Consider the following 24,052-nt stretch of genomic DNA (forward strand, 5'->3'; position numbering starts at 1 on the left):
ACTTGTAATGTGTTCAAGTAGATACCCGGAGGAACGCTCTTACATGATAAAATTCAAAAACTATTCATGCAAGCTCTTCTGGGTGTTATCTTCCATTTCATCGGTGGCTTCGCCTCCGGCAGTTTTTATATTCCTTACAAGCAGGTCAAAGGCTGGGCCTGGGAATCCTACTGGATCGTCGGCGGGCTTTTCTCCTGGCTGATCGTCCCGCCGCTCGCAGCTTACCTGACCATCCCCGGTTACACCGAAATCATCGCCCATACCAACGGCGGCATTCTCTTCCTGACCTACTTTTTTGGCGTGCTCTGGGGCATAGGCGGCCTCACGTACGGGCTGGGCGTGCGCTACCTGGGCGTCGCGCTCGGGAGCTCGATCATCCTGGGACTTTGCTCGGTTTTCGGCGCACTAATTCCCTCTGTTTATTACGAATTCAACCCGCAGCCGGGCAAGGATACGATTTCAATGCTTTTCAATAATGCCTGGGGGCAATGGGTGCTGATAGGATTGCTCGTTTGTGTGATAGGCATCATCATTTGTGGCAGGGCGGGGGCCATGAAGGACGCCGATTTGCGTAAAACCGGCCACGTCGCGGCGGATAATACCGAATTCAAAATCGGCCTTGGGCTTACGGTTTCGATCATTTCGGGTATTCTCAGCGCCTGTTTCGCATTCGGGATCGACGCGGGCAAGGTCATGGCGCAGGAAGCGAACGAGGTATGGAAAGCGGCCAATCCGGGGCAGGGTGAGTTTTTGTTTCAAAACAATGTAACCTACGTGGTGATCCTCTGGGGCGGCCTTACCACCAATTTCATCTGGTGTATGCTCCTCAATGCGCGCAACAAAACCTTCGGCAACTACACCGATTCTTCGACGCCGCTGCTTTCAAACTATATTTTTTCCGCACTGGCCGGTACTACGTGGTTCCTGCAATTTTTCTTTTACGGCATGGGCGAGAGCAAGTTAGGCAACGGGCCGAGTTCATGGATCTTGCACATGGCATTCATTATCCTGGTAGCCAACTCGTGGGGACTAGTCCTGAAAGAGTGGAAAGGAGTAAGTAAAAAGACCATTTCCTCGATCATCATCGGTATTCTGGTGATCGTTCTTTCCGTATTGATCGTCGGTTATGGCAACTATTTGAAAGAATAGCCATGAAAGCGCATTACCCGGTAGTTCTGGCAATAATGGCAGCGGTTGCAGGCTGTTCGTCGGAACACAAAAATGATCAGAACAAGTTGGAAAAACAGCAAACGCAGGCAGCCGGTACATTCGGTTACGACCTCGCATTTTTGAAGAAATACAAAGAAACCATCGTCCTCACGGCCCCGGACAATCCCGAAGCCAGGGCGCTCATTAACCCTGCCTTTCAAGGCAGGGTGATGACCAGCACGGCCAACGGCGATAGCGGTAACAGCTACGGATGGATCAACTACAAACTCATCGAAAGCGGTCAGTACCAGCTGCATATGAACGGTTTCGGCGGCGAAGAACGTTTCTGGCTGTCGCCCGAAGGCGGGCAGTTTTCGGTGTATTTCAAAAAGGGACAAAGCTTTGAGTTCGAAAACTGGCAGACGCCGGCGCTGATCGATACGGTCGCTTATAAAGTCGCGGAATCGGATGCTTCATCGGTACGGTTTGAGGTCGATGCGATGATCGAGAATTACTCGGGCAAGATGTTCGTGATCGGGATCAGCCGAAAGGTACAAATGCTGACAAAGGAAAATATCGCTAATCTGCTTGATCTGCCGGCATTGAGCGGCGTCAAAGCCGTTGCTTACCGCTCCATTAATTCAGTGACGAACAAAGACGAGGCGTGGAAACCCGAAACCGGTATGCTGGGCATCTGGCTGTTGGGCATGTTCCGGCCATCGGATAAGACGACGATCATCGCGCCGTTTTCCAAAGCATTATCCGAAAAGCCGCTCATTACCGACGACTATTTTGGTAAAATACCAGCCGAGAGGCTCGTTGTCAAAGACTCGGTATTGTTCCTCAAAGCCGACGGCAAGCACCGCAGCAAGATCGGCATCGCCCCGAAATCGGCCCGAAATGTTGCCGGGAGCTACGACGCGGAAAAAGGCATTCTCACCATTATCCAATACGACCTCGATCCGCGCGGTCAGTATATGAAATCGACCTGGGAGCTACACAAAGATCCTTACAACGGCGACGCATTGAATGCCTATAACGACGGCAAACTGGCCGACGGAACACAAATGGGACCATTCTATGAGCTGGAATCGAACTCGTCGGTGAAGGCGTTGAAGGGAGGTGAAGCCATTACGCACCGGCAGAGCACGTTCCATTTCGAAGGCGACAAGGCGGCGCTGAATGCGATCGCAGAAAAGGTACTTGGTGTAAATATTGACCAAATCGGAGAAATTTTTTAAATAAAACATGACAGGGCAGGATAGTTGAGGCTTAGTCAGTACAGATATTTACGTATTGATGCCGGGCGTTTGCCGAACATCAAGGAGCGTATTTCAGACCGCTGACTATTCCTGATCCTGTGAAAAATTCAGAACGTTCATCAGAAACCTATCTGATCACACGCTGGCAGCAGTTTTGTGCAGGGGATAAAAGTGCGTTCGGCGAGCTCACCGAGCTGAACTACGCCGTGCTCTACCATTACGGTACCCGTTTCACGCCCGACCGCGACCTGATCAAGGACTGTTTGCAGGACCTTTTCCTCGAAATCTGGGAAAAGCGCGAAACGCTCTCCTATATTGCCGCCATCAAACCCTACCTCTTCCAATCGCTGCGGAACAACCTCATCCGCCGCATCCGCAGGCAATCGGTTTTCTCCGACATCCGCGACGATGACGTCGAAGATGACATTTCCCCCGAATCCGACTGGATCGTTCAGGAAACGGACCAGCTGACGAGCCACCGCCTGAAACAGGCCATCGACGCATTGCCCAAACGCCAGAAGGAAGCCCTCTACCTCAAATATTACGAAAACCTGTCCTACGAAGAGATCGCGACCGTAATGGGATTGCAACGGCAGGCTGTGGCCAATTACCTGCAATACGGTATCCAGAAACTACGCGAATACTGGCAGCATGCAGCTATCTTCCTCGCATTATGCTCCGAAATTTCCCGGTACTGAAAATTTTCCGAAAATTTTTTTGAAACCCATGGGTACTATTTGCGAACGGGTTACTCATCGTATCAAAGCAAATAGTTAAACAAAATCCATGAATAATTATAGTCACTTCCAGGTGAAGGATTGGCTTGACGACGCGGCGTTTCAGCGCTGGGTTTATCATGGCGAGCAGGACGGTTTCTGGATAGAATTTGTTCAAAACAATCCAGGCCAGCTTTCGAACATCGAGCAAGCCCGCGAGATATTGCTAGCCGTCCGGGGCGAGCTCGACGCGCTGCCCGACTCGGAAGTGAAGCTGCGTGTGAGCGAAATCCTGAATGCGATTCCGGACGAGAAACTGCGCGCATTGCCCTGGTGGAAAAGCAATTGGCTCAAAATGGCAGCTATGCTATTGCTTGCATCAGGCATTGTAACGGCATTATTCAGGGAAAAAGAAAGCCTTCACAGCCTGCAAACTTTTGTAGCAGGGCTCCGCGACGCGGACAATGCCGATCAATTGGAAGTTTATAACGAAACCCATGCCATACAGCTCGTGAACCTGCCCGACGGCAGCTCGGTGATCCTGAAAAAACATGCGCGAATCAGCTATCCCGCAGCATTCGCAGCAGATCGCCGGCAAGTTACCCTGCGTGGGGAAGCGTTTTTCGAAGTCGTGAAAAACCCGGATCAACCGTTTTTTGTGTACGCAGGCTCGATGGTCACCAAAGTCAAAGGCACGAGTTTCAGTATCAAGGCCAATGACGAGGACGACAATGTGGAACTGGTCGTGAAAACAGGTTTGGTGGAAGTTTCAGCATCGAAGGATGGAGGTAAAAGCGAGATTAGCGCCGGGAAAAAGCTGATTTTGAAGCCAAACGAACAGGTTACATTCAACCGCAAAAGCCAAAATATGGTCACCAAAACGGTACAGAAACCGATTCTGCTCAACCTGCCCGCAGAAAGCCAGAACTTCGAGTTCAGACGGACGCCGCTGGCCGAGGTATTTGCCGAACTGGAAAAAATCTACGGCATTCGCATTCAGTTCGACGCTAAAACCATTGCGCATTGCACGCTTACGGCCAAGCTGGGCGACGAGCCGGTGCACGAAAAGCTGGACCTCATTTGCGCGGTCGTGAATGCACGGTATGAAACGCATGGCAGCAGCACGGTGGTTGTCGCCTCCGAAGGTTGCGAATAGCATTACTTAACCTTTTTACTTATGGGAAAACATTACAAGGAGATCATTGGGCAGATCATGAAAATCAGCATTGTCCCGTGTTTGCTGTGGATGCTCTGTGCGCAACTTTCACTGGCGAAAGACCTGCGCGCGCAGGAGATTTTGAGTCAGCGTATATCAATATCCGTTACTGATATGGATATGGAAAAAGTGCTGGAAAAAATAGAAGGTCAGACGAAGGTACGCTTCATTTACAGCGCCGAGGTAATCCACGCCGAACGCAAAGTGACGCTCGACTACCAGAACCAGCGGCTCGATTCCGTGCTCGAAACACTGCTCGGCCCGCTGGGCATTGAATATAAGGTTACCAAAAAAACGATACTGCTCAGAAAGGCAGCGGAAAAGAAGACTTCTCTGAAAACGGAATCCTTTGAAAACACGGTCCCAAAAGATACCGACCGTGAAATCACTGGCAAAGTACTCGATGAAAAAGGTGAACCCATTCCCGGCGCGAGCGTGGTGGTAAAGGGAACGACCGTTGGTACTTCTACCAATATCGAGGGCATTTACCAGCTTTCGGTACCGGAGGATAAGGATATTGTCATATTCAGTTTTGTGGGTTATGTGAGCCGGGAAATCCAGCTCGGCAGCGCTACCAACCTCGATATTACATTGAAAGTCGATGAAAAAGCATTGGAAGAAGTTGTCGTGGTAGGTTTTGGCGAGCAGAAAAAGGTATCAGTGACCGGCTCGGTGTCGTCGGTCACGTCGGAAGTATTGCAGCAGAGTTCATCAGCAAGCTTGGCCAATTCTTTGTCGGGACGCTTACCGGGCCTGACCTCCATCCAGTCGGGTGGGGGCCAGCCGGGACGCGATGACGCCACGATGTACCTCCGGGGCGCCGCTACGACGAATGGCCGGAGCCCGCTGATCCTCATCGACGGTGTGCCCCGCGACAATATCCGCACGCTCGACGCCAGCGAGGTAGCTTCTGTTTCGATTCTGAAGGATGCTTCGGCGACAGCCGTTTTCGGTGTACGCGGTGCAAACGGGGTAATTCTGATCACCACCAAACGCGGCAGCGCCGGTAAGAACGAACTGACGATCAATGCCGAACAGAGCTTCACCTCTTTCACACGTGAGCCCGAGCGCCTGCATTCGCTCGAATACATGGCCCTGCGCAACGAGGCTTCCAAAAACGATGGCATTACGCCATTACCTTTTCCCGAGGAAGTAATGGCCAAATACGCCAACCCGCTCGCCGGCCTCGACCCCAACGACCCCGATTATGCCAGAAAGGCAATGGTGCGGAAATACATTTATCCCGACCACGACTACTACCGCGAGTACATCTCGCGCTACGCCCCGCAGACGCGCGTGAACATGAACGTGACCGGCGGTACCGACAAGGTTTCCTACTTTGTGAATGGCGGGTATCTGCACCAGGGCGGTAACCTCAATACCGAGCCGAAATCAGTGCTGGGCTACGATCCCGCCGCCAAAATGGACCGCTACAACTTCCGCGCGAACCTCGATTACAAGGTGACAAACTCCCTGAAATCGTTCCTGAATATCGGAAGCTACATCGAACAGGTGAATATGCCCGCAGCCTGGCTCTACGGCGACAGCGACACCGGCTGGATGATGAGCGACCTCATTTACCAGGCGCAAACGATTTTGCCCATTACACCCGGCCCTACTACCATCGACGGCTTCGGCGTCGCGCCGGGCCAGATCGTTGATCCGGGTTATATGGACCGCTCCGCATTCGAAATCATGAACCGCATGGGCGCCCGCAACGAAGTCCGCTCCAACCTGAATGCATCTTTCGGCGCGGAGTGGGATTTAAGTAACGTCATCACCAAAGGTTTGAGCCTGAAAGGAATGCTCTCATACGATTCCAAAGCGACAACAGCCATGCAGGGCAAGAAATCCGAAAGACTGTATCTGGCCGAAGTGGATATGGTGAACGACAAGCTCAGCTATGCCGTGAAACGTTCGGATGAAACGCTGCTCTCACTGTCAAAGAGTGCTGATTCGCGCTACAATATCAATATGCAGGGCTCGATCAACTACGCCCGGGCATTCGGCAAGCACGATGTGACGGGGATGATCCTCGGCCAGCGCGATACCTGGGAATCGACGGGTGGTGAGATCCCATTCAATGTGCTGGGTGTGGCTGCGAGGGCTACTTATGGCTACGACGAACGTTACCTGGCCGAAGTCAATATGGGTTACAATGGCTCGGAGCAGTTTGCACCGGGGCACCGCTACGGCTTTTTTCCCGCGTTTTCGGCCGGTTGGGTCATCAGCAATGAGAATTTTCTTAAAAACAACCGCTACATCACCAACCTGAAACTGCGGGCTTCGTATGGCAAGGTGGGGAATGATAAAATGGGCAGCGCCCGGTTTCTTTACCAGAGCGACATTACACTCGGTGGAAGCGGGCCATTGCCGAGCCTGGGTTTAGGACAAACGGTCAACCAGGGCTTGCTAGGCAACCCGAATATCACCTGGGAGATCGCCAAAAAACAGAACTATGGTCTCGATGTGCAGGTTTTGCGCGACCTCAACCTTTCTGTGGATGTATTCAAAGAGCGTCGCAGCAATATCCTGATCTCCCGCGGAACCGTGCCGGAATTCCAGGGCGTGCCGCTGGGCAATATTCCAAAAGTGAATATGGGTTTGGTGGATAACAAAGGTTTTGAACTGGAATTGTCCTATAACAAAGCATTTTCCAAAGATTTCAGGATAATGGTTTCCGGGAATTACGGTTACAACCATAATACCGTGAAGTTTGTGGATGAATCGGCGCGGGACGAGACCTATGCTTATCGCTACCGTTCCACGGGCTTTTCGCTCAACCAGTCGTGGGGCTATAAAATCGATTACAGCAATGGGAACGGGTATTTTAATTCAAAAGAAGAACTCGACAGTTATCTCAAAACCACCACCTATGGCTTCGGCGAGCCTCGGATAGGCGATTTCAAATACGTGGATTTGAACAAAGACGGCGTGATCGACGACAAAGACCAGGCGCCGATCGGCTATTCCAACATTCCACGGGTGATCTACGGCCTCTCGCTTACTTTTGAATACAAGGGCTTCGACCTTACCACATTCTTTCAGGGGGTAGGCAAATATTCGAGCAATTATTCCCAGCAAGGAGTCTACGAATACATTATCCGGGGAACCTATTTTGATTACCACAAAACAGCCTGGACACCCGAACGGTATGCCGCCGGCGAGAAGATCACTTACCCGGCACTCAGCACGCATAGCAATACCAACCACACGGCGAATGACTTTTTCGTCATGAACCGCTCTTTCACGCGCCTGAAAAACCTGGTACTCGGTTATACGCTGCCCGCGGGTTCCTTAAAAGCCATCGGCGTGAGCAAAATGCGGGTGTATGTGAGTGCGCAGAACTACTTCACCTGGGCGCATTTGAAAATGGGCCACCTCGATCCCGAGAACGACGCTTCGCTGGGTTACCCGGTGACCAAAATGGCCAATTTCGGTTTGAATATCACTTTCTAACAGCGCCGCAATATGAAAATGAAAGCTTTACGATATGCATTGATACTGGCGATGATCACACTCACTTCCTGCAAAGACGTGCTGGACATGGCCCCCGACGGCAAGCTTACGATGGACGAGATCTTTGCCGATAACGACAAAACCGGCGCATTCCTGAACAGCTGCTATGCCAATATCCCCGTGAAAGGCACACGTTACTTCTTTTGGAGCCGCGGACCGGTGAATTGGAGCGACGAGAGCTGGGATACCGACGCCGAGGCCGAATCGTGGATTATGTCGGGGCGAATGTACAATGGCGATGCTTCCGCGGGTAATCATCCTATCACGAATATCAGTTCCGAGGGAGGCAATGGCGACTACTGGGCGCGGTATTGGAGCGCGATCCGTAACTGCACGTTGTTCATCAGTCGCATCGACAAGGCCACGGTACGCAACCCGGCCGACCGCGCCCGCTGGAAAGCCGAGGCACATTTGCTACGGGCCTATTATTATTCCGAACTGCTGAAATGGTTCGGTGCCGTGCTGTCCATCGAGCGCGAGCCTTACGATTTCCAGCAGGATTTTTCGACGGTAACCAAAGCGAGCTATTACGAATTGGTCAAATTCATTATGGAAGACTGCGACGTGGCACTAAGCACGGCAGAACTCCCCTGGCGCATTACCACCGACAGCGAAGGCGGCCGGGTGAACAAGGCATTGGCCGAGGCGATCAAATCCAAAATGATCCTGTTCGCAGCCAGCCCAATGAACAATGCAGGCCAGAATTACTGGCAGGAGGCTTATCAGGTGAATAAAACATCACTGGAAAATCTGCGGACGAATGGGTACGAGCTGTACAACAAAGTGAACCTGTCGCAAACCTATTTGTCGGATGTGGCATTTCTGGGCCCCGACAAGAACGAGAAAACGGCGCTGTACAACGAGTATTTCACCCAAACCATGAAGTACGCGCCTAATCCGGTCGACCGTGAGACTATTTACCAAAGCCGCGAGAACCAGGGTAATATCTGGAACATCGACGGCATCGGCTCGCAGGATGGTTATAAATCCGGCACTTGCCCGACGCAGGAACTCGTCGATGCCTACGAAACCATCGACGGTCAGCCGGTACTCGACCTGGACAAGCCTTACCTCGACGACCAGCATTTACAACCGAACTACAATACCGCCAACAAAACCTACGACGTGAAAAACCCGTATGCCAAACGCGACCCGCGCTTTTATGCCTCCATTTATTACAATGGCTCCAAAAGAAAAGCTATGTGGAACTTTGCCGAAGCGCCGGAGTCGTTTGAAAACTATCCTGCCCCGATCGGTAACCGTACGCGGATCATTGCAACCTATAAAAACGAGCCGCAAACGGGCATTCACCCGAGCACACGCAAGGCTACGCGCACGGGCTACTACGAGCGGAAGTTCCTGCACCCGAACTCCGGCGGCGATAACCCCATTGCCGGGGCTAACTGGAAATTGTTCCGTCTGGGCGAGGTGGTCCTCAATTTCGCCGAAGCCGCTGCCGAAGCCGGTCAGCTGGCCGATGCGGTCAAGGCAGTGAACGAAATCCGTACCCGTGCCGGAATGCCCGCATTACCCGCCTCGCTGTCGAAAGCCGACCTTATCAAACGCATTCACGCCGAAAGAAGGGTGGAGTTGGCGATGGAGGAAAACCGCTATTTCGATCTCCGCCGCTGGTCGAAACCAACCGATGATCTGTCGAAAACGGACCGATGGGTAACCGCCATGGAAATCACCCGCAATGCCGACGGCTCCTTCACCTACGCACGCAGGCCTGTCCGTAACACCGAGCGCAAGAACTACGCCAACAAGTTCCTCTGGGTGCCCATTCCGCTTAACGAAGCGAACCGCCTCCGCTCCATCACCGGGGCCGACTGGCAGAATGCAGGTTGGTAGTCCATGTTTTCAAAAGACCAGATCTTCAAGGATATGATACATTTTATCAAATCAAAAATAATAATACCCGTTCTGGCCTGCCTGCTGGGCGGAATGCAGCTTCACGCGCAGGAGCTCACGGGAACTGTGGCCGGCACGGTGCTGAACGAATTCGGCCAGCCGCTCGCGGGCGTGACGATCCTTTCCGAAAACGGGAAAAACGGGACAGCTACCAATGTGAAAGGGGAGTTCACGATGACGGTCGACGACGGAAGCCGTGCGCTCGTGTTCTCGCTCAATGGCTATGGTAACCAGAAAATCGCTGTTTCGGATAAACAGGAAGTGCAGGTGCGCCTTGAATGGGACGCGCACCTCAAAGACGAGGTGGTGCAGCTCGGCTATACATCCCAGTTGCGCAGCGAGCTCTCCGGCGCGGTATCGACCGTGAAAGGCGAGGAGCTGGAAAAATCGCCCGTCGCGAACCTGACGCAGACGCTGGCAGGCAGGCTTTCGGGGCTCACCACGCAGGAAGCATTCTCCGAACTTTCGCGCGCAACGACCAACCTGTCGATCCGCGGCCTTTCCGCAGCCCGTACTACCGGTCCGCTCGTGATCATCGATGGTATTATCAATGCCTACAACAGCAACCAGACATTGGAATACATCACCGCCAACGAAATCGAATCCATTACTTTACTTAAAGACGCCTCTACGCAGGCACTGTACGGTATTCAGGGAGCTAATGGACTATTGGTGATCACGACCAAACGCGGTAGGAGAGGTCCCTTGCAGATCAAGACGCGTTTTGACCAGTCGATGCAGCAGGTTACCACGAAACCTGCATTCTACAATGCTGGCGAATATGCCCAAATGCGCAACCAGGCCGCATTGAACGATGGCTTAGGCGCGAACTACCTTTTCAGTCCGCAACAAATTGACGGCTACCGCTCAGGGCAGAACAGCGATTTGTACCCGAACAACAATTGGTACCACCGCTATCTCAAAAACTTCGCGGCCATGCAGCGCGCGAGCGTGAATGTGACGGGCGGCAATGATAAGGTGCAGTTTTTCTCCAATATCAATTTCATGCACCAGGGCGGCTATTTCAAAACCGACCAGCCGCGCTACGACCCGAATGCGAACAATATCTGGGTCAATTACCGCTCCAACATCGATATGAGCCTGAACCGCTATCTGAAAGCATTTATCCGCCTCGCGGGTAATGTGAAGCGCGAGCGTACGCCCGGCGGTGCAAGTAATGCGGATGTGTATAAAAGCATTTTCCAGATCCCGCCGACCCTCTACGGGCCGGTAACGCCGGAAGTAATTAGTCCGTCAGGTGAAGTGCTCGACGCCGGAGGAAAAGTGATCACTACCGAACGGGTCGAATCACCTACCTACGGCATGCTCAACCGGACGGGGTATACGCGGCATACCGTCACCAATATCGTCTCTCAGTTCGGCCTGGACCTCGATATGGGTTTTCTAACCAAAGGCCTCAACCTGACCGGTACCATGGCATACCAGACCAACTCGGTGGGTAGCCTTTCCACCAAGCAGGACTATGAACGCTGGGTGCAATCCAGTGATTCGGCACTGACATTTACCAAAAAAGGTGCGCAGAACAACACGCCGCTGGCCTATTCCAAGAGCCATTCCTATTACTACCACCTCACCTACAATATCGCCATGAATTACAAGCGCGATTTTGGACGGCACCGGGTGGGCGGGATGGCCTATATCTTTTATCAGAACCTCACAAAGGCCGATAATTCATCGCCCGACTTGCTGCCTTACAATCGTGTAAGCTCGGGTTTTGAGGTTTCCTATGGTTTCGATAACCGCTACCTGGTGAAGCTGGACCTGGGTTATTCGGGGTCGGAGCAATATGCGCGGAATGTGCGTTACACCAGCACGCCGGCGGTTTCGGCGGCCTGGGCGGTGTCCAACGAGCCGTTTCTGAAAAACAATGCATTCCTGACCAACATGAAAATCCGCGCTTCCTACGGCAAAACCGCTAACGACCAGAGCGGGCTGATGCGGTTTGCGTATCTGGACAACGTGACCGCCAAGGGCGGCGGGCCGATCGGGTCGCTGCAATACCTGGTGGAGGAAGGGCAGGTTGGTAATCCGAATATCCGCGCGGAAGTTTCCAAAAAGCAGAACTACGGCATCGATTTCGGATTGTGGAATGCATTCTCGGTTTCGGTGGATGTGTTCAAAGAGCGGATGGACAATATGGTGGTGGGCGCGTTGTCGACAATCCCGCTTTACCAGGGTATTCCTTTGGATAATTATCCCAAAATCAATGCGGGGGTTTTCGAGAATAAAGGTGTGGATATCAATGTGGGTTATACTAAAAGATTTTCCAAAGACTTTTCCGCGCACGCCGGACTGATGCTGAGCTATACTAAAAATAAGGTCATCAGCTGGAACGAGGCACGGAAAACGGAGGATTATGCCTATCGTAAATGGGAGGAAGGCTATGCATTCGGGCAGGCATTCGGCTATCGGGTGGATTACAGCAATGGTAATGGCTTTTTCAATTCGCAGCAGGAAATCGATAACAGTAACCTTGCATACAGTTTCGGCACACCGCGCCCGGGCGATTTGAAATACCAGGACCTGAATGCCGACGGTAAAATCGACGAGCGCGACAAGGCGCCGATCGGTACAGGCACGCTTCCCAGCGTCGTTTATGGCATTTCCGCCGGCATTACCTACAAAAACTTCGACCTGAGTGTGCTATTCCAGGGCGTGGGCAATTATTCGACCATGTATGCAGGCACGGGCGTTTTTGAAACCGATTACGACGGCGTGTTCGGCGCGCTGCACCGCAATGCGTGGACGCCCGAGCGGTATGCGGCGGGAGAGAAAATCACGTCGCCCGCATTGTCGCTGGCACGGACGGTGAACCACGAAGCGAGCGATTATTACCTGTACGACCGCTCGTACGTGCGGCTGAAAAACGTGGAGCTTTCGTATACGTTGCCGTTTTCAATATCCAGGCTGATCCGGGCGGATAAGCTGCGGGTGCTTGTGAGCGGGCAGAACCTCGTTACCTGGGACAAAATGAAATCCGGCGATTTCGGACCGGAAGGCGATGGCTACCTGGCCTTTCCGGCCTACCGGGTTTTCAATGCGGGTATCAGTGTGACTTTCTAAATCAGGTTTTTGATATGAAAAAATATAAACTACTTCTGCTGACCTCCGCGATAACCGGCCTGCTTGCCGCCTGCAACGAGCAGCTCGACCTGCCCACCGACGGCCGTATTACCATGGACCAGGTTTTCAGCGACTATAACCGCACGCGCGGCTATCTCAATTCTTGCTATGGCTCGGTTCCCAAACCTTACATGGACCGGGCTTCGTTCACCGACGAAGCGCAGGACGCCGACGACATTACTCCCGGCTCACGCTACATCGTCTGGTATGGAGGCAATGTAACTTCCAACACCTACGCCGAAAACTCCGCAGACAAAAGTCCGTGGGGCGATTTGTACGAGGCCATCCGCAAATGCAATGTGTTTATCGAGAATATCAAAACCGCCCCCGTGTATGCGAGCGAGGGGGAGAAAAATGCCTGGACGGCCCAGGCGCATACGCTTCGGGCATTGTATTACCTGCAACTCATCAAGCGCTACGGCGGCGTCCCGATTTTTGACAAACCACTGGGCATCGATCACGACTTCTCTACCGACAAGCGTGCGAAATTCTCGGAAGTGGTCACATTCATTCTTTCCGACTGTGACAAAGCATTGTCATACCCCGCCACGCGCGACGGGCTCCCGTGGGAGATTTATGATAATCAATATGGTATTATGACCCGTGCTGTGGCTTATGCGGTCAAAAGCCAGGCTGTAACCTACGCCGCTTCCCCGCTCTGGACCGATGGTACTTACACCTGGGCGAAGGCAACAGAGATTAATGCCGAGGCATTGTCGCAGTGCCTTGCCAATGGTTACCGCCTGTTCGACGAGAAGCCGGCCGCGAACATTGCGCAGAATGCCTATGCATTATTTTTCTTCACAAGTTCCAACGACCAGCGCGCTACGGATAAGGAGACGATTTACCACGTCGGCGACAAAATGCAGGTGTGGCGCTACGCGGGCATGCCTACCAATCCGGGTATGGAGCGCACCGGCCCGTGTCCGACGCAGGACCTGGTGGACGCTTACGAAATGGCCAATGGCGAAGCGCCCATTACCGGTTATTCCGACGAAAGCCGGACAGTACCTGTCATTAATTCCAAATCAGGTTACAAAGAGAATGATCCTTATGCAGGCCGAGATCCGCGTTTTTATGCTTCTATTTACTACAATGGCGCGGTGCGCAACCTCGACCAGCCGAATGGGAAGAAAGTAGAGACGTTCGCAGGCGGTGCGGAGGAGATTTCGGACATTAACCGTAAGCACACCCGCACAGGCTATTATCTACGGAAATTCAACAACTACCGCTCCGGGCAGGATAACGACGCCGATGGGGCGGTACGGTTGTTGCGGCTGGCGGAGCTGTACCTGAATTTTGCCGAATCGGCTTACCAGTCGGCGGGGCCGGATGTGCCGGTGAAAGCGGGTAACTTCTCGATGTCGGCGCGCGATGCTGTGAATGCGGTCCGCACCCGCGCCGGGATGCCGGGCTTCCCATTGGGCATGAGCAAGGATGCATTTGAAAAGAAATACCGCAACGAACGCCGCATCGAGCTGGCATTTGAGGAACATCGTTTTTTTGACGTCCGCCGCTGGAAAATCCTCGACCAGACCGACCGCTTCGTGACAGGCATGCGCATTACCAAAAGCGGGACCAATTTTGTCTACAAACGCTTCAAGTTCCAGAACCGCAATGCATTCTCGGATAAATACTTAATGTACCCGATCGACCAGAGCGAAGTCGACAAGATCATCGGCCTCTCCGGCACAGACTGGCAAAACCCCGGCTGGCTGGATTGACATCAAACCGAATGTCAGCGGTCCGGCGATCCGGCCGCCCGGCGATCCGGCGATCCGGCGGCCCGGCGGCCCGGCGATCCGGCGACCGTAATCGGCCATCAGCATGACAATGGCCGTAAAACCAAATGCCCCAGTAATCTCTCAGTCGATCATCAAAAGGCTTAAATCAATGCAAAAACACATAACGCTATATCTCTTCATTATTCTTGCAGCCATGACACGTACCGCGCAGGCCCAGCCGCTGGCCGGTACCGACGATCTCGGACGGACATTGCCCCAAAATGCCGCCGTGGGCGACCCGAAAGCCAATCGGCAGGTAGGTATGTTTTATTTTTTGTGGCATGATGTAGCTCCCGCGAAGTCCTGGGACCTCCACGAAATCGTGTCCGCATACCCCGAAGTGCTCGAAGATTTCGATAACCCGCATTGGGGCGGAGACCCGAAGAGCCTGGGCATGTATTACTGGGGCCAGCCCATTTACGGATATTACAAAGCCGATGATTATTGGGTGCACCTCCGCAGCATTCAGCTGCTTACCGATGCGGGCGTGGATTTTCTCGTCATTGATGCTACCAACCGGCTTACCTACCCCAAACAGGCCGATGTGCTCATGAAAGCCATGGACGCCGTCCGCGCACAGGGCCGCAATGCACCTAAAATTGTGTTTTATACCAATACACAATCCGGTGAGACCATGCAGGAGGCCTATGATATGTTCTACAAAGAAGGTGCTCCCTACCGCCATCCCGACTGCTGGTACCTGCTCGACGGCAAACCGCTGATCATCGGCATTGGCAGTGAAGCCAAAGGCAAAAACTTCGAGCCTTTTTTCACTTTCCGCGAATCGCAATGGCCCACCGAGAAGCAAAAGGTGAATGGCTGGCCCTGGATTTCGTTCACGCGGCCGCAGAAGGTGCATTATAATACGAAAGGCGAAGGCGAGATTATCAACGTCTCCGTGGCCCAGCACCCCAATCCGACAGCCGGAATGGGCGGCTCGGCGTTTTATGGTAATATGGACAATTGGGGCCGCAGCTATCGCAACAGCTCTCACGGCGATCCCAAAAAGGATATTGCTTATGGTTATAATGTACAGGAACAATGGGACTACGCCATCAAACAAAATGTGCCTTTTATATATGTAACGGGCTGGAATGAGTGGATCGCCGGTAAATTCCCGAGCCACGACAAGAACCCCGAGCATTCATGGTTCTGCGACCAGGCGAGCCCGGAATATAGCCGGGACATAGAACCCTCGCTGACTGCCGGTTTGAAGGACCACTATTATATGCAGCTGGTCAGTAATATGCGTCGGTATAAAGGAGTAGAGGCCAATCCGGCATTAGGCCCGGCCAGAACTATCAAGGTGCTAGACGATTGGAAAGACGTAACGCCTACCTACCGCGATTATACCGGCGACACGCAAGAGCGCAACCACCCGGGCGCGCAAACCGAGCCCGCGCATACGTACGTAAACAAAACCGGACGGAATGATTTTGACCAACTGAAAGTAGCACAGGATAATAAAAACCTCTATTTCTACGCCCGGACTACCGCGGAAATCACCCCCAACTCGGGCGACAACTGGATGCGCCTCTACCTCGACACCGACCGAAAACCAAATACTGGCTGGAAAGGCTACGATTACCGCATTGTGGCGGGTAACACTTTACAGCAATACCGGGCAGGCAACTGGCACGATGTAAAAAAAGTGACCTACCAGGTGCAGGGAAACCGGATGATGGTGACGATTCCAAGAAGCTATCTTGCCAATCTAAAAACACCTCTAAATCTGGAATTCAAATGGTCGGATAATATGCAGGAGGAAGGTAACCCGCTGGACTGGTATGTGAATGGAGACGCCGCACCGGGAGGACGATTCAATTTTGTTGTAAATCAATAAATCAATTCACAATGTCTGCCAAAAGTATTGCCAGGCTCTGCTCCTAATACTGTCAAAAACAAATATCCGACAAGGTGCAGCGCACCGTAAGAATTGTAGATTATGAAAATCAAATATGGTCCCATCATTTGGATATTATTTTCGGGGTTTTTCATTACAAATGTATTTGCCCAGAATTACACCGCCGACGTTACCGCAACCGATGTCGTGGGCCGCAAGTTGCCCGATCGCGAGCAAGTCGGCGATTTGAAAAAGGACAAATTCGTAGGCCTGTTCTATTGGACCTGGCATACCCAGCAGGCCAAAAACAACCCGCCGCTAAATGTGACCGAGTACCTGGCCCGCGATCCGAAGGCTATCCACGATTTCAAAAACCCGATCTGGCCGAAGCGGAACAGTCCGTGGTTCTGGGCCGAGCCTTTGTTTGGGTATTACATCGATACCGACGAATGGGTACTGCGCAAACACGCCGAAATGCTCGCCGACGCCGGTGTGGACATGATCATATTCGATTGTACCAATGGCAATATCACCTGGAAAGAGTCGTACATGAAGCTTTGCGAGGTATTTACACAGGCCAGGAAAGACGGCGTCAAAACACCACAGATCGCATTCATGCTGCCGTTCTGGGTTGGTGACGGCGGTAAGGAAATTATCAGGGAGATCTATCGTGATCTTTATAAACCCGGTAAATACAAGGACTTATGGTTTATGTGGAAGGGAAAGCCGTTCATCATGGCCGATCCTGCCTTTGCGGAAGCCATGAAGGGGCAGCCAGCGCAGCCGGAACTGGAAAAAGAAATGCGTGAATTCTTTACATTCAGGCCCGGCCAGCCGGTTTATAACAAAGGCCCGGAGAGGCCCGACCATTGGGGCTGGCTGGAAATTTACCCGCAACACGGTTTTAAAAAGAATACCGACGGCAGTTTTGAGCAGGCAACCGTGGGCGTAGCCCAGAACTGGACAAAAGAACGCGGCCTCACCGCATTGAATGCAACCGGCTCTTTCGGGCGTAGTTACACCGGTACGAAAGGGCACATTACCGAACCGGGGGCGGTAAACTACGGTCACAATTTTCAGGAGCAATGGGACAGGGCGCTGGAAATCAATCCGGAATTCATTTTCATTACCGGCTGGAACGAATGGATCGCCGGTCGGTACGACGTTTGGCAGCAGCAGCCCAATGCCTTCCCCGACGAATTCGATCAAGAAGGCAGCCGCGACATCGAGCCGATGAAAGGCGGGCATGGCGACAACTATTATTATCAGATGGCGGCCAATATCCGCCGCTTCAAAGGTTTGCCCGCACGCCAACCGGTTTCAGGCATTCAAACCATCAAAATTGACGGTCAGTTTGAAGAATGGGACCGCGTTACGCCTGCATTCAAAGCGCACAAAGGCAATACAATCCCCCGAAATAGCGCCGGATGGGGGAGTATGGTGTACCGTAATACCACCGGTCGGAACGATATCGTCCTGTCCAAAGTCGCCCGCGATCGGGACCACATTTATTTTTACGCGGAAACGGCCCAACCGCTAAGTCCGGCGGCCGATCCGGGCTGGATGCGGCTTTTCATCGATACCGATCGCGACAAAAACACGGGTTGGGAAGGTTACGACGTCGTGATCAACCGCATTAATCCCGGACAAAAGGCCGTATTGGAAAAGACGGACGCCGCCTGGAATTGGCAGAGAGCGGGCGAAGTGGAATATTCGGTTTCCAAAAATAGACTGGAAATTAAAGTCCCGAAGGCAATGCTAAACATCACGGGCGAGCCGGATTTCGAATTCAAATGGAGCGACAACATGCAACATGAAGGGGACGTCATGGATTTCTGGCTGAACGGCGATACTGCGCCGATGGGGCGGGGGAACTACCATTACAAGCCATGATTTCCGATAAATAAACGCGACAGGCCACTTGGGTAATGTTCAGCGTGATTGTAGGTCAATAGGGTGACATTCGGCTCTAAAATGATGTCGAATGTTAAACTTTTACAATCACGCACGATGAAAAAATTAGAGAATGTGGGGCGCATCGCCTTTTGCGCTGTCGCCCTGAATTTGATCGCTTTTGCCTCCGAAGCACAGGTGGGGATCGGGACGGTATTACCTCAAGCGAAGTTGCATGTTAATGAGGGCTCTATATTAGCCACAACAACAGCCCCAGATCCGGCCATTAACCCTTTTTATGACCCCAGCGATCCACTGACCGTTTACTATCGCATGCGCTGGTATCACGACAAAAGCGCATTCCGCGTTCTTGGAGGAATAATTACAAACGATGGCTTTGATTCACAGCAGGTTGGGTTGTTTTCGATCGCTTCGGGATATGAGAGTGTAGCATCGGGTATCGGATCAGCGGCATTCGGGGCAAGAACAACCGCCGGAGGTAGTTGGTCGTTTGCGAGCGGCTCAAACACCTATGCAACTGGACTGATGTCGTTCGCGCATGGATCCGGTATTTCAGCGACCGGTGATTATTCCGTCGCTATGGGATCCGCAGTATCGACCAATGGCAAACAGGGTTCGTTTATATTCGGAGATCATGCGGGTGGAAATTTGACAAATGATGCAAATCATCAAATGGTAATGCGATTCTCAGGAGGATATAAGCTTTTTTCCAACCCGCTTTCAACTATAGGCGTATCGCTTTCACCAGGGGCCAATGCCTGGGCCGTGATGTCGGACGTGAATAAGAAAGAAAACTTTATTCCTGTAAATGGGGAGGATTTTTTGAAGAAAATCGCAGCCTTACGTCTGACGTCCTGGAATTATAAGGGGCAGGACCCGAAAACATTTCGCCATTACGGTCCCATGGCACAAGACTTTTTTCGAGCCTTCGGAAAGGATAGTCTGGGCACTATCGGCACCGATACGACCATAAATCAGGCTGACTTTGATGGCGTAAATCTGATTGCGATTCAAGCTTTGGTAAAGAGAACCGACAGCCTGCTACAAACACACAAAGAATTAACGATCGAACTCTCAAATATTAAAGCACAGTTAGCTTTCTCTGATTTTGCAGCGGATCGCAAAAAGAAGAAAAGGGCCCTTTTAAGTAAGAGATAGTGCATAGTAATTGAGTGTTGTCTTTTAAACTGACCTAATTATCATAATGAAAACTTTACATGTATCCGGTCATACCACAGTTTTGTCAGAATATCCTATTTTTCGACCTATCGAGTTTAGGGGGTTTTTGAATAATGGTTATCTCAAAAGTTGTCTCTTTATTGCTGGTTTTTGCTTATTGGCTTGTCAGATTTCCATCGCCCAAACGGGCATAGGTACCACTCTACCTCTGGCGGCACTTCACTTAAATGAAGGTTCTGCGTTAGGAACGGGTGAAATAGCTGACCCCACACTTGTTCCATGGTATAATCCTGCCTCGCCTGAGATTTATTATTCCCGGATGCATTGGATTCATGATAAAAGTGCATTCAGAGCGGTTGGAGGGGTATTGGGAAACAATGGGTTCAATCCTCAACAAGTTGGGATATTTTCCTTTGCTTCTGGCTATGAGGCTGTTGCTTCGGGTATCGTCTCTACGGCCTTAGGCGCAACATCGATCGCGAGCGGAAATTATTCGTTTGCAGGTGCTTCCGCAACGGCGAGTGGCTCAACTTCTTTCGCTTATGGTTATCAATGCTTTGCCAGCGGTAACAACTCGGTGACAATTGGGTCCTATGCAACCACTAATGGTAGGGAAGGGTCGTTCGCATACGGGGATAATGTTTCAGGTGCGATTAGCAAGAACGATGCAAACCATCAAATAATAATGCGATTCTCGGGAGGATACAAGTTTTTCTCAGACACGCCTTCTAGTGTAGGTGTACGACTCGTGCCGTCGGGCAATTCTTGGACCATTTGGTCGGATGTTACTAAAAAAGAGAAATTCAGTCCCGTAAATGGGGAGCGTCTTTTGGAAAAGATTAGTTCTTTCCAGCTGACGTCCTGGAACTATACCGGACAGGAGGCCCAATTATTTCGCCACTACGGACCCATGGCGCAAGACTTTTATCAAGCCTTCGGCAAAGACAACGTGGGCGTAATCGGGACTGATACGACTATCAATCAGGCTGATTTTGACGGTGTAAACCTCATTGCAATTCAGACCTTGGTCAAGAGAACAGAGGATCTGCAACGCATGAATAGCGATCTCCTTGCAGAAATCGCTACCATCAAAGCACAACTTGCGGAGGCTCAGTTTGCGCCCGTTAGGAAAAGAAAACGAATTCTTGTAAGTCAAAGATAATCATCCTGTTACACAATCAACTTATGAGAAATTTAATAGTAAAAATCTGTTCACTAGTAGTGATCTGCGTGCTTGATCACGGGCTCGCAAATGCTCAGATCGGCATCGGAACCGCTTTCCCAAAAGCAAGATTACACGTATATAATGGTGCGTTTCTTTCCCAGACACCGACGCTAGGCTCGGAAAATAGCCCTTTTTATGATCCACTCAATTTCGATGACGATCCGGTGCATCATGCATTTAAATGGATGCATGAGAAATCAGCATTTCGAGCCGTAGGGAAGAGTATTTTCAATCAAGCGATCGATCCCACGGCGGTTGGCAAGTATTCGTTTGCTTCCGGATTCGACGCTTTTGCGACGGGGCTTGGGTCATCGGCGATAGGTTTGAGAACACGTTCAGAGGCTTTCGCTACTTTCGCAAGCGGGCAATTCTCGATTGCCTATGGAAGTCATTCGTTTGCGCAGGGGAATTTTGCTTCTGCCGATGGGCCTGGATGCATTTCAATGGGAACAAATCTGGCGAATAACTATCTGATCGGCGCATTTATCCTGGGACATGCGGTAGTTTCCTCACAGAGCACAGATAATCATCAAATCAAAATGTTGTTTGGGGGAGGCTATCGGTTTTTTACAACCAGCAATCTTTCAACCGGCATTCTTCTTGCCGCAGACGCAAATGCATGGAGTGTGATTTCCGATGTCAGGAAGAAGGAGAATTTCGCTCCCATAAATGGGAAAGGCTTTCTCGACAAGATTGCCGGCTTGCCCCTATCGTCGTGGAACTACAAGGAGCAGGATGTGAAGACCTGCCGTCATTACGGAGCGATGGCGCAGGACTTTTTCGCTGCATTCGGAAAAGATGCCTATGGTTCGATAGGCTCGGATACGACCATCAATCAGTCTGACCTGGACGGTGTGACGCTCATTGCAATTCAGGCATTGGCGGAAGAAACCGATGATCTTCAAACAATGAACGATGATCTGGAACGCGAGTTACTCAAACTGAGGGCACAGCTTTCGGTTAACAATGATTTTCGCATGAAAAAGCATGCGGTACTGGCGAGTAAGCCCCAATAATTGTTTTTTTAATTTAAACTTTAATCACACTATGAAAATTGCTTTGACGGTAGGTTTGGCGAAACCGGTTGTAAATTGTTTAAATGTTGTTACGCTCGGAATATCTGCCCTTACCTTGGCTTTTCTGCCGGGTAAATCAATCGCACAGGTCGGTATCGGGACCAGCGCCCCTCAGGCTACACTGCATGTGCATGATGGGTCGGTATTAGCAAGTACACCTCAATTAGCGCCTGATAACAGTCCTTATTACAATCCGAGTTTCCCCGATCCGGTGGAATTCAAAATGAAATGGTTTCACGACAAAAGCGCTTTCCGCACAATTGGCGAAAGAGTAGGAAATGGTGGCCTTGACCCCCTGGTTATCGGGAAATATTCGTTTGCGTCAGGGTTTGAAGTTTTTGCGACAGGTGTTGGTGCGACAGCTTTGGGGTTGAAAACCTTATCCTCCGGCACGGCCTCGTTTGCAAGCGGTGAAAATTCGACAGCATCGGCTTTCTGTTCTTTTGCGCACGGGGAATCGGCCATTGCCAGCGGCTCCAATTCGGTGGCGCTGGGCACTCTCGTTACTACTAATGGCAAGGTGGGCGCATTTGTTTTTGGGGATAACAACAAGAATACCCAGCTTGCCAGCAGTGGTGATAACCAGATTTCGATGCGGTTCGCCGGAGGTTACCGGTTTTTTACCAATAGCCTGACCTCGATGGGGGTTAGTCTGGCGCCGGGCGGGAATTCCTGGCAGATGATCTCGGATGTAAATAAAAAGGAGAATTTCAGTACTGTCGATGGTGAGGCGTTTCTTGAAAAAATCGAAAAGATGCCGTTGACATCCTGGAACTATAAGGGACAGGACCCCAAAACGTTCCGCCATTACGGCCCGATGGCACAGGACTTCTTCAAAGCTTTCGGGCAGGACGGGTATGGTACCATCGGCACTGATACGACGATCAATCAAGCCGATCTGGAAGGCGTAAACCTGATTGCCGTGCAAGCTCTGGTTAAGAGGACGCAGGAATTAAGGCGGAGGCACAGCGAACTCCTTCTGGAAGTTGAAGGAATAAGAACGCAGCTCGCTGAAAATGACCAGAATTCAAAGACCCGCAGAAGAAGAAGGGTGCTTTTCTCAAAGCTGTAAATGCGATCTATCCACGACTAAATCTTATTGAAATATGATTAAAAGAATTACAATGCTCGGGCTGCTGCTCGTTTGCTCAGCCCGGACCCATGCCCAGTTCGTCACAGGCAATAATATGTTTGTTAACATCGGAACCGTTTTCTCGGTGGATAGCCTGGTCATGGTACCCACCGAAGGCCTGAACCTGGGAGATGATTATTCCCTTGAAGTTAAGTATACAGCCGTGCCGGGGAACCCAAATGCGAGTATTAAAAAGACCTATGTTTTTAATAAACCGGTCAATTTTCATGGGAACCTCGGGATCATTTATGCTCCCTCGCAGCTGAACGGAAACACGGAATCTTTGCTGGAACTGGCCAATTCCTGGTCGGATGAGTCGGAGTTTGTTACGATGACTGGTTCTACACGTGATCTGGGAATACATTATGTTTCAAAAGACGTGGCCGATCTCGACATGCGCATGCTCACGCTCGTGAACGGGCAGAGCGCGTTGCCTGTTACGCTGGTTGCATTTGACGCACAAAAAGACGAAAGGGCCGTGAAGCTGAGCTGGAAAACATCTTCCGAAACCAACAGCGATTTCTTTGAAATCCAGCGCAGCCGGAATGCGAATGAATGGCAGCCGCTGGGCCGGGTAGCTTCCGCACGGGAGAGCAAGGGCCAGGTATCCTATGATTTTACGGACGGGATTCCCATTGCCGGCGACAATTATTACCGCCTGAAAATGGTCGACCGCGACGGCACTTTTGCATTCAGCCAGATCAGAAAGGTGGAATGGAACAGCAATGCGCTGGCGGTTTTTCCGAACCCGGCGGTGGACGTGCTTGAAATGGATGTGGAAGATTGGGCCAACGTAGTATGCGTGAAGATATTGAATGCCGGTGGTAGTGTAGTAGAAGAGCATAAGCGGGTGACTTCGTCCAACAAAAAATATGTGCGGATCAACGGCTTTAAACCCGGAAATTACATTTTAAGAGTTGAATACCGCGGCGGTTCTTCGGCAAGTACCCATTTTGTAAAATACTGAGATTCCCTGATCCGG

Annotated in this window: 15 protein-coding genes; all 15 read left to right on the top strand. The window is 51.5% G+C overall.

Annotated features, from left to right (window positions below; all coding sequences use genetic code 11):
- Positions 1 to 66 precede the first annotated feature (66 nt).
- The 15 genes from rhaT (at position 67) to BMW93_RS20300 (ending at position 24,037) form a co-directional block, all read left to right on the top strand.
- Positions 67 to 1,149, top strand: a complete 1,083-nt coding sequence (rhaT, locus tag BMW93_RS20230; RefSeq protein ID WP_090380476.1) for an L-rhamnose/proton symporter RhaT — start codon at positions 67 to 69, stop codon at positions 1,147 to 1,149.
- 2 nt (positions 1,150 to 1,151) lie between these two features.
- Positions 1,152 to 2,390 (top strand): DUF6786 family protein, encoded by a 1,239-nt coding sequence (locus BMW93_RS20235; RefSeq protein WP_090380481.1) that lies wholly within the window; start codon positions 1,152 to 1,154, stop codon positions 2,388 to 2,390.
- A 119-nt stretch (positions 2,391 to 2,509) separates the two neighbouring features.
- Positions 2,510 to 3,109: an RNA polymerase sigma factor gene (locus BMW93_RS20240; RefSeq protein ID WP_177194138.1), complete on the top strand. Its 600-nt coding sequence runs from the start codon at positions 2,510 to 2,512 to the stop codon at positions 3,107 to 3,109.
- 88 nt (positions 3,110 to 3,197) lie between these two features.
- Positions 3,198 to 4,283 (top strand): FecR family protein, encoded by a 1,086-nt coding sequence (locus tag BMW93_RS20245; protein WP_090380486.1) that lies wholly within the window; start codon positions 3,198 to 3,200, stop codon positions 4,281 to 4,283.
- 21 nt (positions 4,284 to 4,304) lie between these two features.
- Complete coding sequence (locus BMW93_RS20250; protein ID WP_218147714.1) at positions 4,305 to 7,802, top strand: TonB-dependent receptor; 3,498 nt, start codon at positions 4,305 to 4,307, stop codon at positions 7,800 to 7,802.
- A 12-nt stretch (positions 7,803 to 7,814) separates the two neighbouring features.
- On the top strand, positions 7,815 to 9,713 hold the full coding sequence (locus tag BMW93_RS20255; protein WP_090380489.1) for a RagB/SusD family nutrient uptake outer membrane protein: 1,899 nt from the start codon (positions 7,815 to 7,817) through the stop codon (positions 9,711 to 9,713).
- A gap of 33 nt (positions 9,714 to 9,746) precedes the next feature.
- Entirely contained in the window at positions 9,747 to 12,857 is a 3,111-nt protein-coding gene (locus tag BMW93_RS20260; protein WP_177194139.1) for a SusC/RagA family TonB-linked outer membrane protein, read from the top strand.
- A gap of 14 nt (positions 12,858 to 12,871) precedes the next feature.
- Complete coding sequence (locus tag BMW93_RS20265) at positions 12,872 to 14,641, top strand: RagB/SusD family nutrient uptake outer membrane protein (RefSeq protein WP_090380495.1); 1,770 nt, start codon at positions 12,872 to 12,874, stop codon at positions 14,639 to 14,641.
- A 169-nt stretch (positions 14,642 to 14,810) separates the two neighbouring features.
- Positions 14,811 to 16,544 carry a hypothetical protein gene (locus tag BMW93_RS20270; RefSeq protein WP_090380498.1) on the top strand — a complete coding sequence of 578 codons (1,734 nt, stop codon included), beginning with the start codon at positions 14,811 to 14,813 and terminating at the stop codon, positions 16,542 to 16,544.
- Between the two features lie 102 nt (positions 16,545 to 16,646).
- Complete coding sequence (locus BMW93_RS20275) at positions 16,647 to 18,437, top strand: hypothetical protein (protein ID WP_090380501.1); 1,791 nt, start codon at positions 16,647 to 16,649, stop codon at positions 18,435 to 18,437.
- A 117-nt stretch (positions 18,438 to 18,554) separates the two neighbouring features.
- Complete coding sequence (locus BMW93_RS20280) at positions 18,555 to 19,616, top strand: tail fiber domain-containing protein (protein ID WP_090380504.1); 1,062 nt, start codon at positions 18,555 to 18,557, stop codon at positions 19,614 to 19,616.
- Between the two features lie 46 nt (positions 19,617 to 19,662).
- A complete protein-coding gene (locus BMW93_RS20285; protein ID WP_229240610.1) occupies positions 19,663 to 20,799 on the top strand; it encodes a tail fiber domain-containing protein in 1,137 nt (378 codons plus the stop codon).
- A 23-nt stretch (positions 20,800 to 20,822) separates the two neighbouring features.
- On the top strand, positions 20,823 to 21,878 hold the full coding sequence (locus BMW93_RS20290) for a tail fiber domain-containing protein (RefSeq protein WP_090380507.1): 1,056 nt from the start codon (positions 20,823 to 20,825) through the stop codon (positions 21,876 to 21,878).
- 31 nt (positions 21,879 to 21,909) lie between these two features.
- Positions 21,910 to 23,010: a tail fiber domain-containing protein gene (locus BMW93_RS20295; protein WP_090380510.1), complete on the top strand. Its 1,101-nt coding sequence runs from the start codon at positions 21,910 to 21,912 to the stop codon at positions 23,008 to 23,010.
- A gap of 34 nt (positions 23,011 to 23,044) precedes the next feature.
- Positions 23,045 to 24,037, top strand: a complete 993-nt coding sequence (locus tag BMW93_RS20300; RefSeq protein ID WP_229240611.1) for a T9SS type A sorting domain-containing protein — start codon at positions 23,045 to 23,047, stop codon at positions 24,035 to 24,037.
- Positions 24,038 to 24,052 lie beyond the last annotated feature (15 nt).

This window comes from Dyadobacter sp. SG02, from assembly GCF_900109045.1.
Classification (GTDB): Bacteria; Bacteroidota; Bacteroidia; order Cytophagales; family Spirosomataceae; genus Dyadobacter.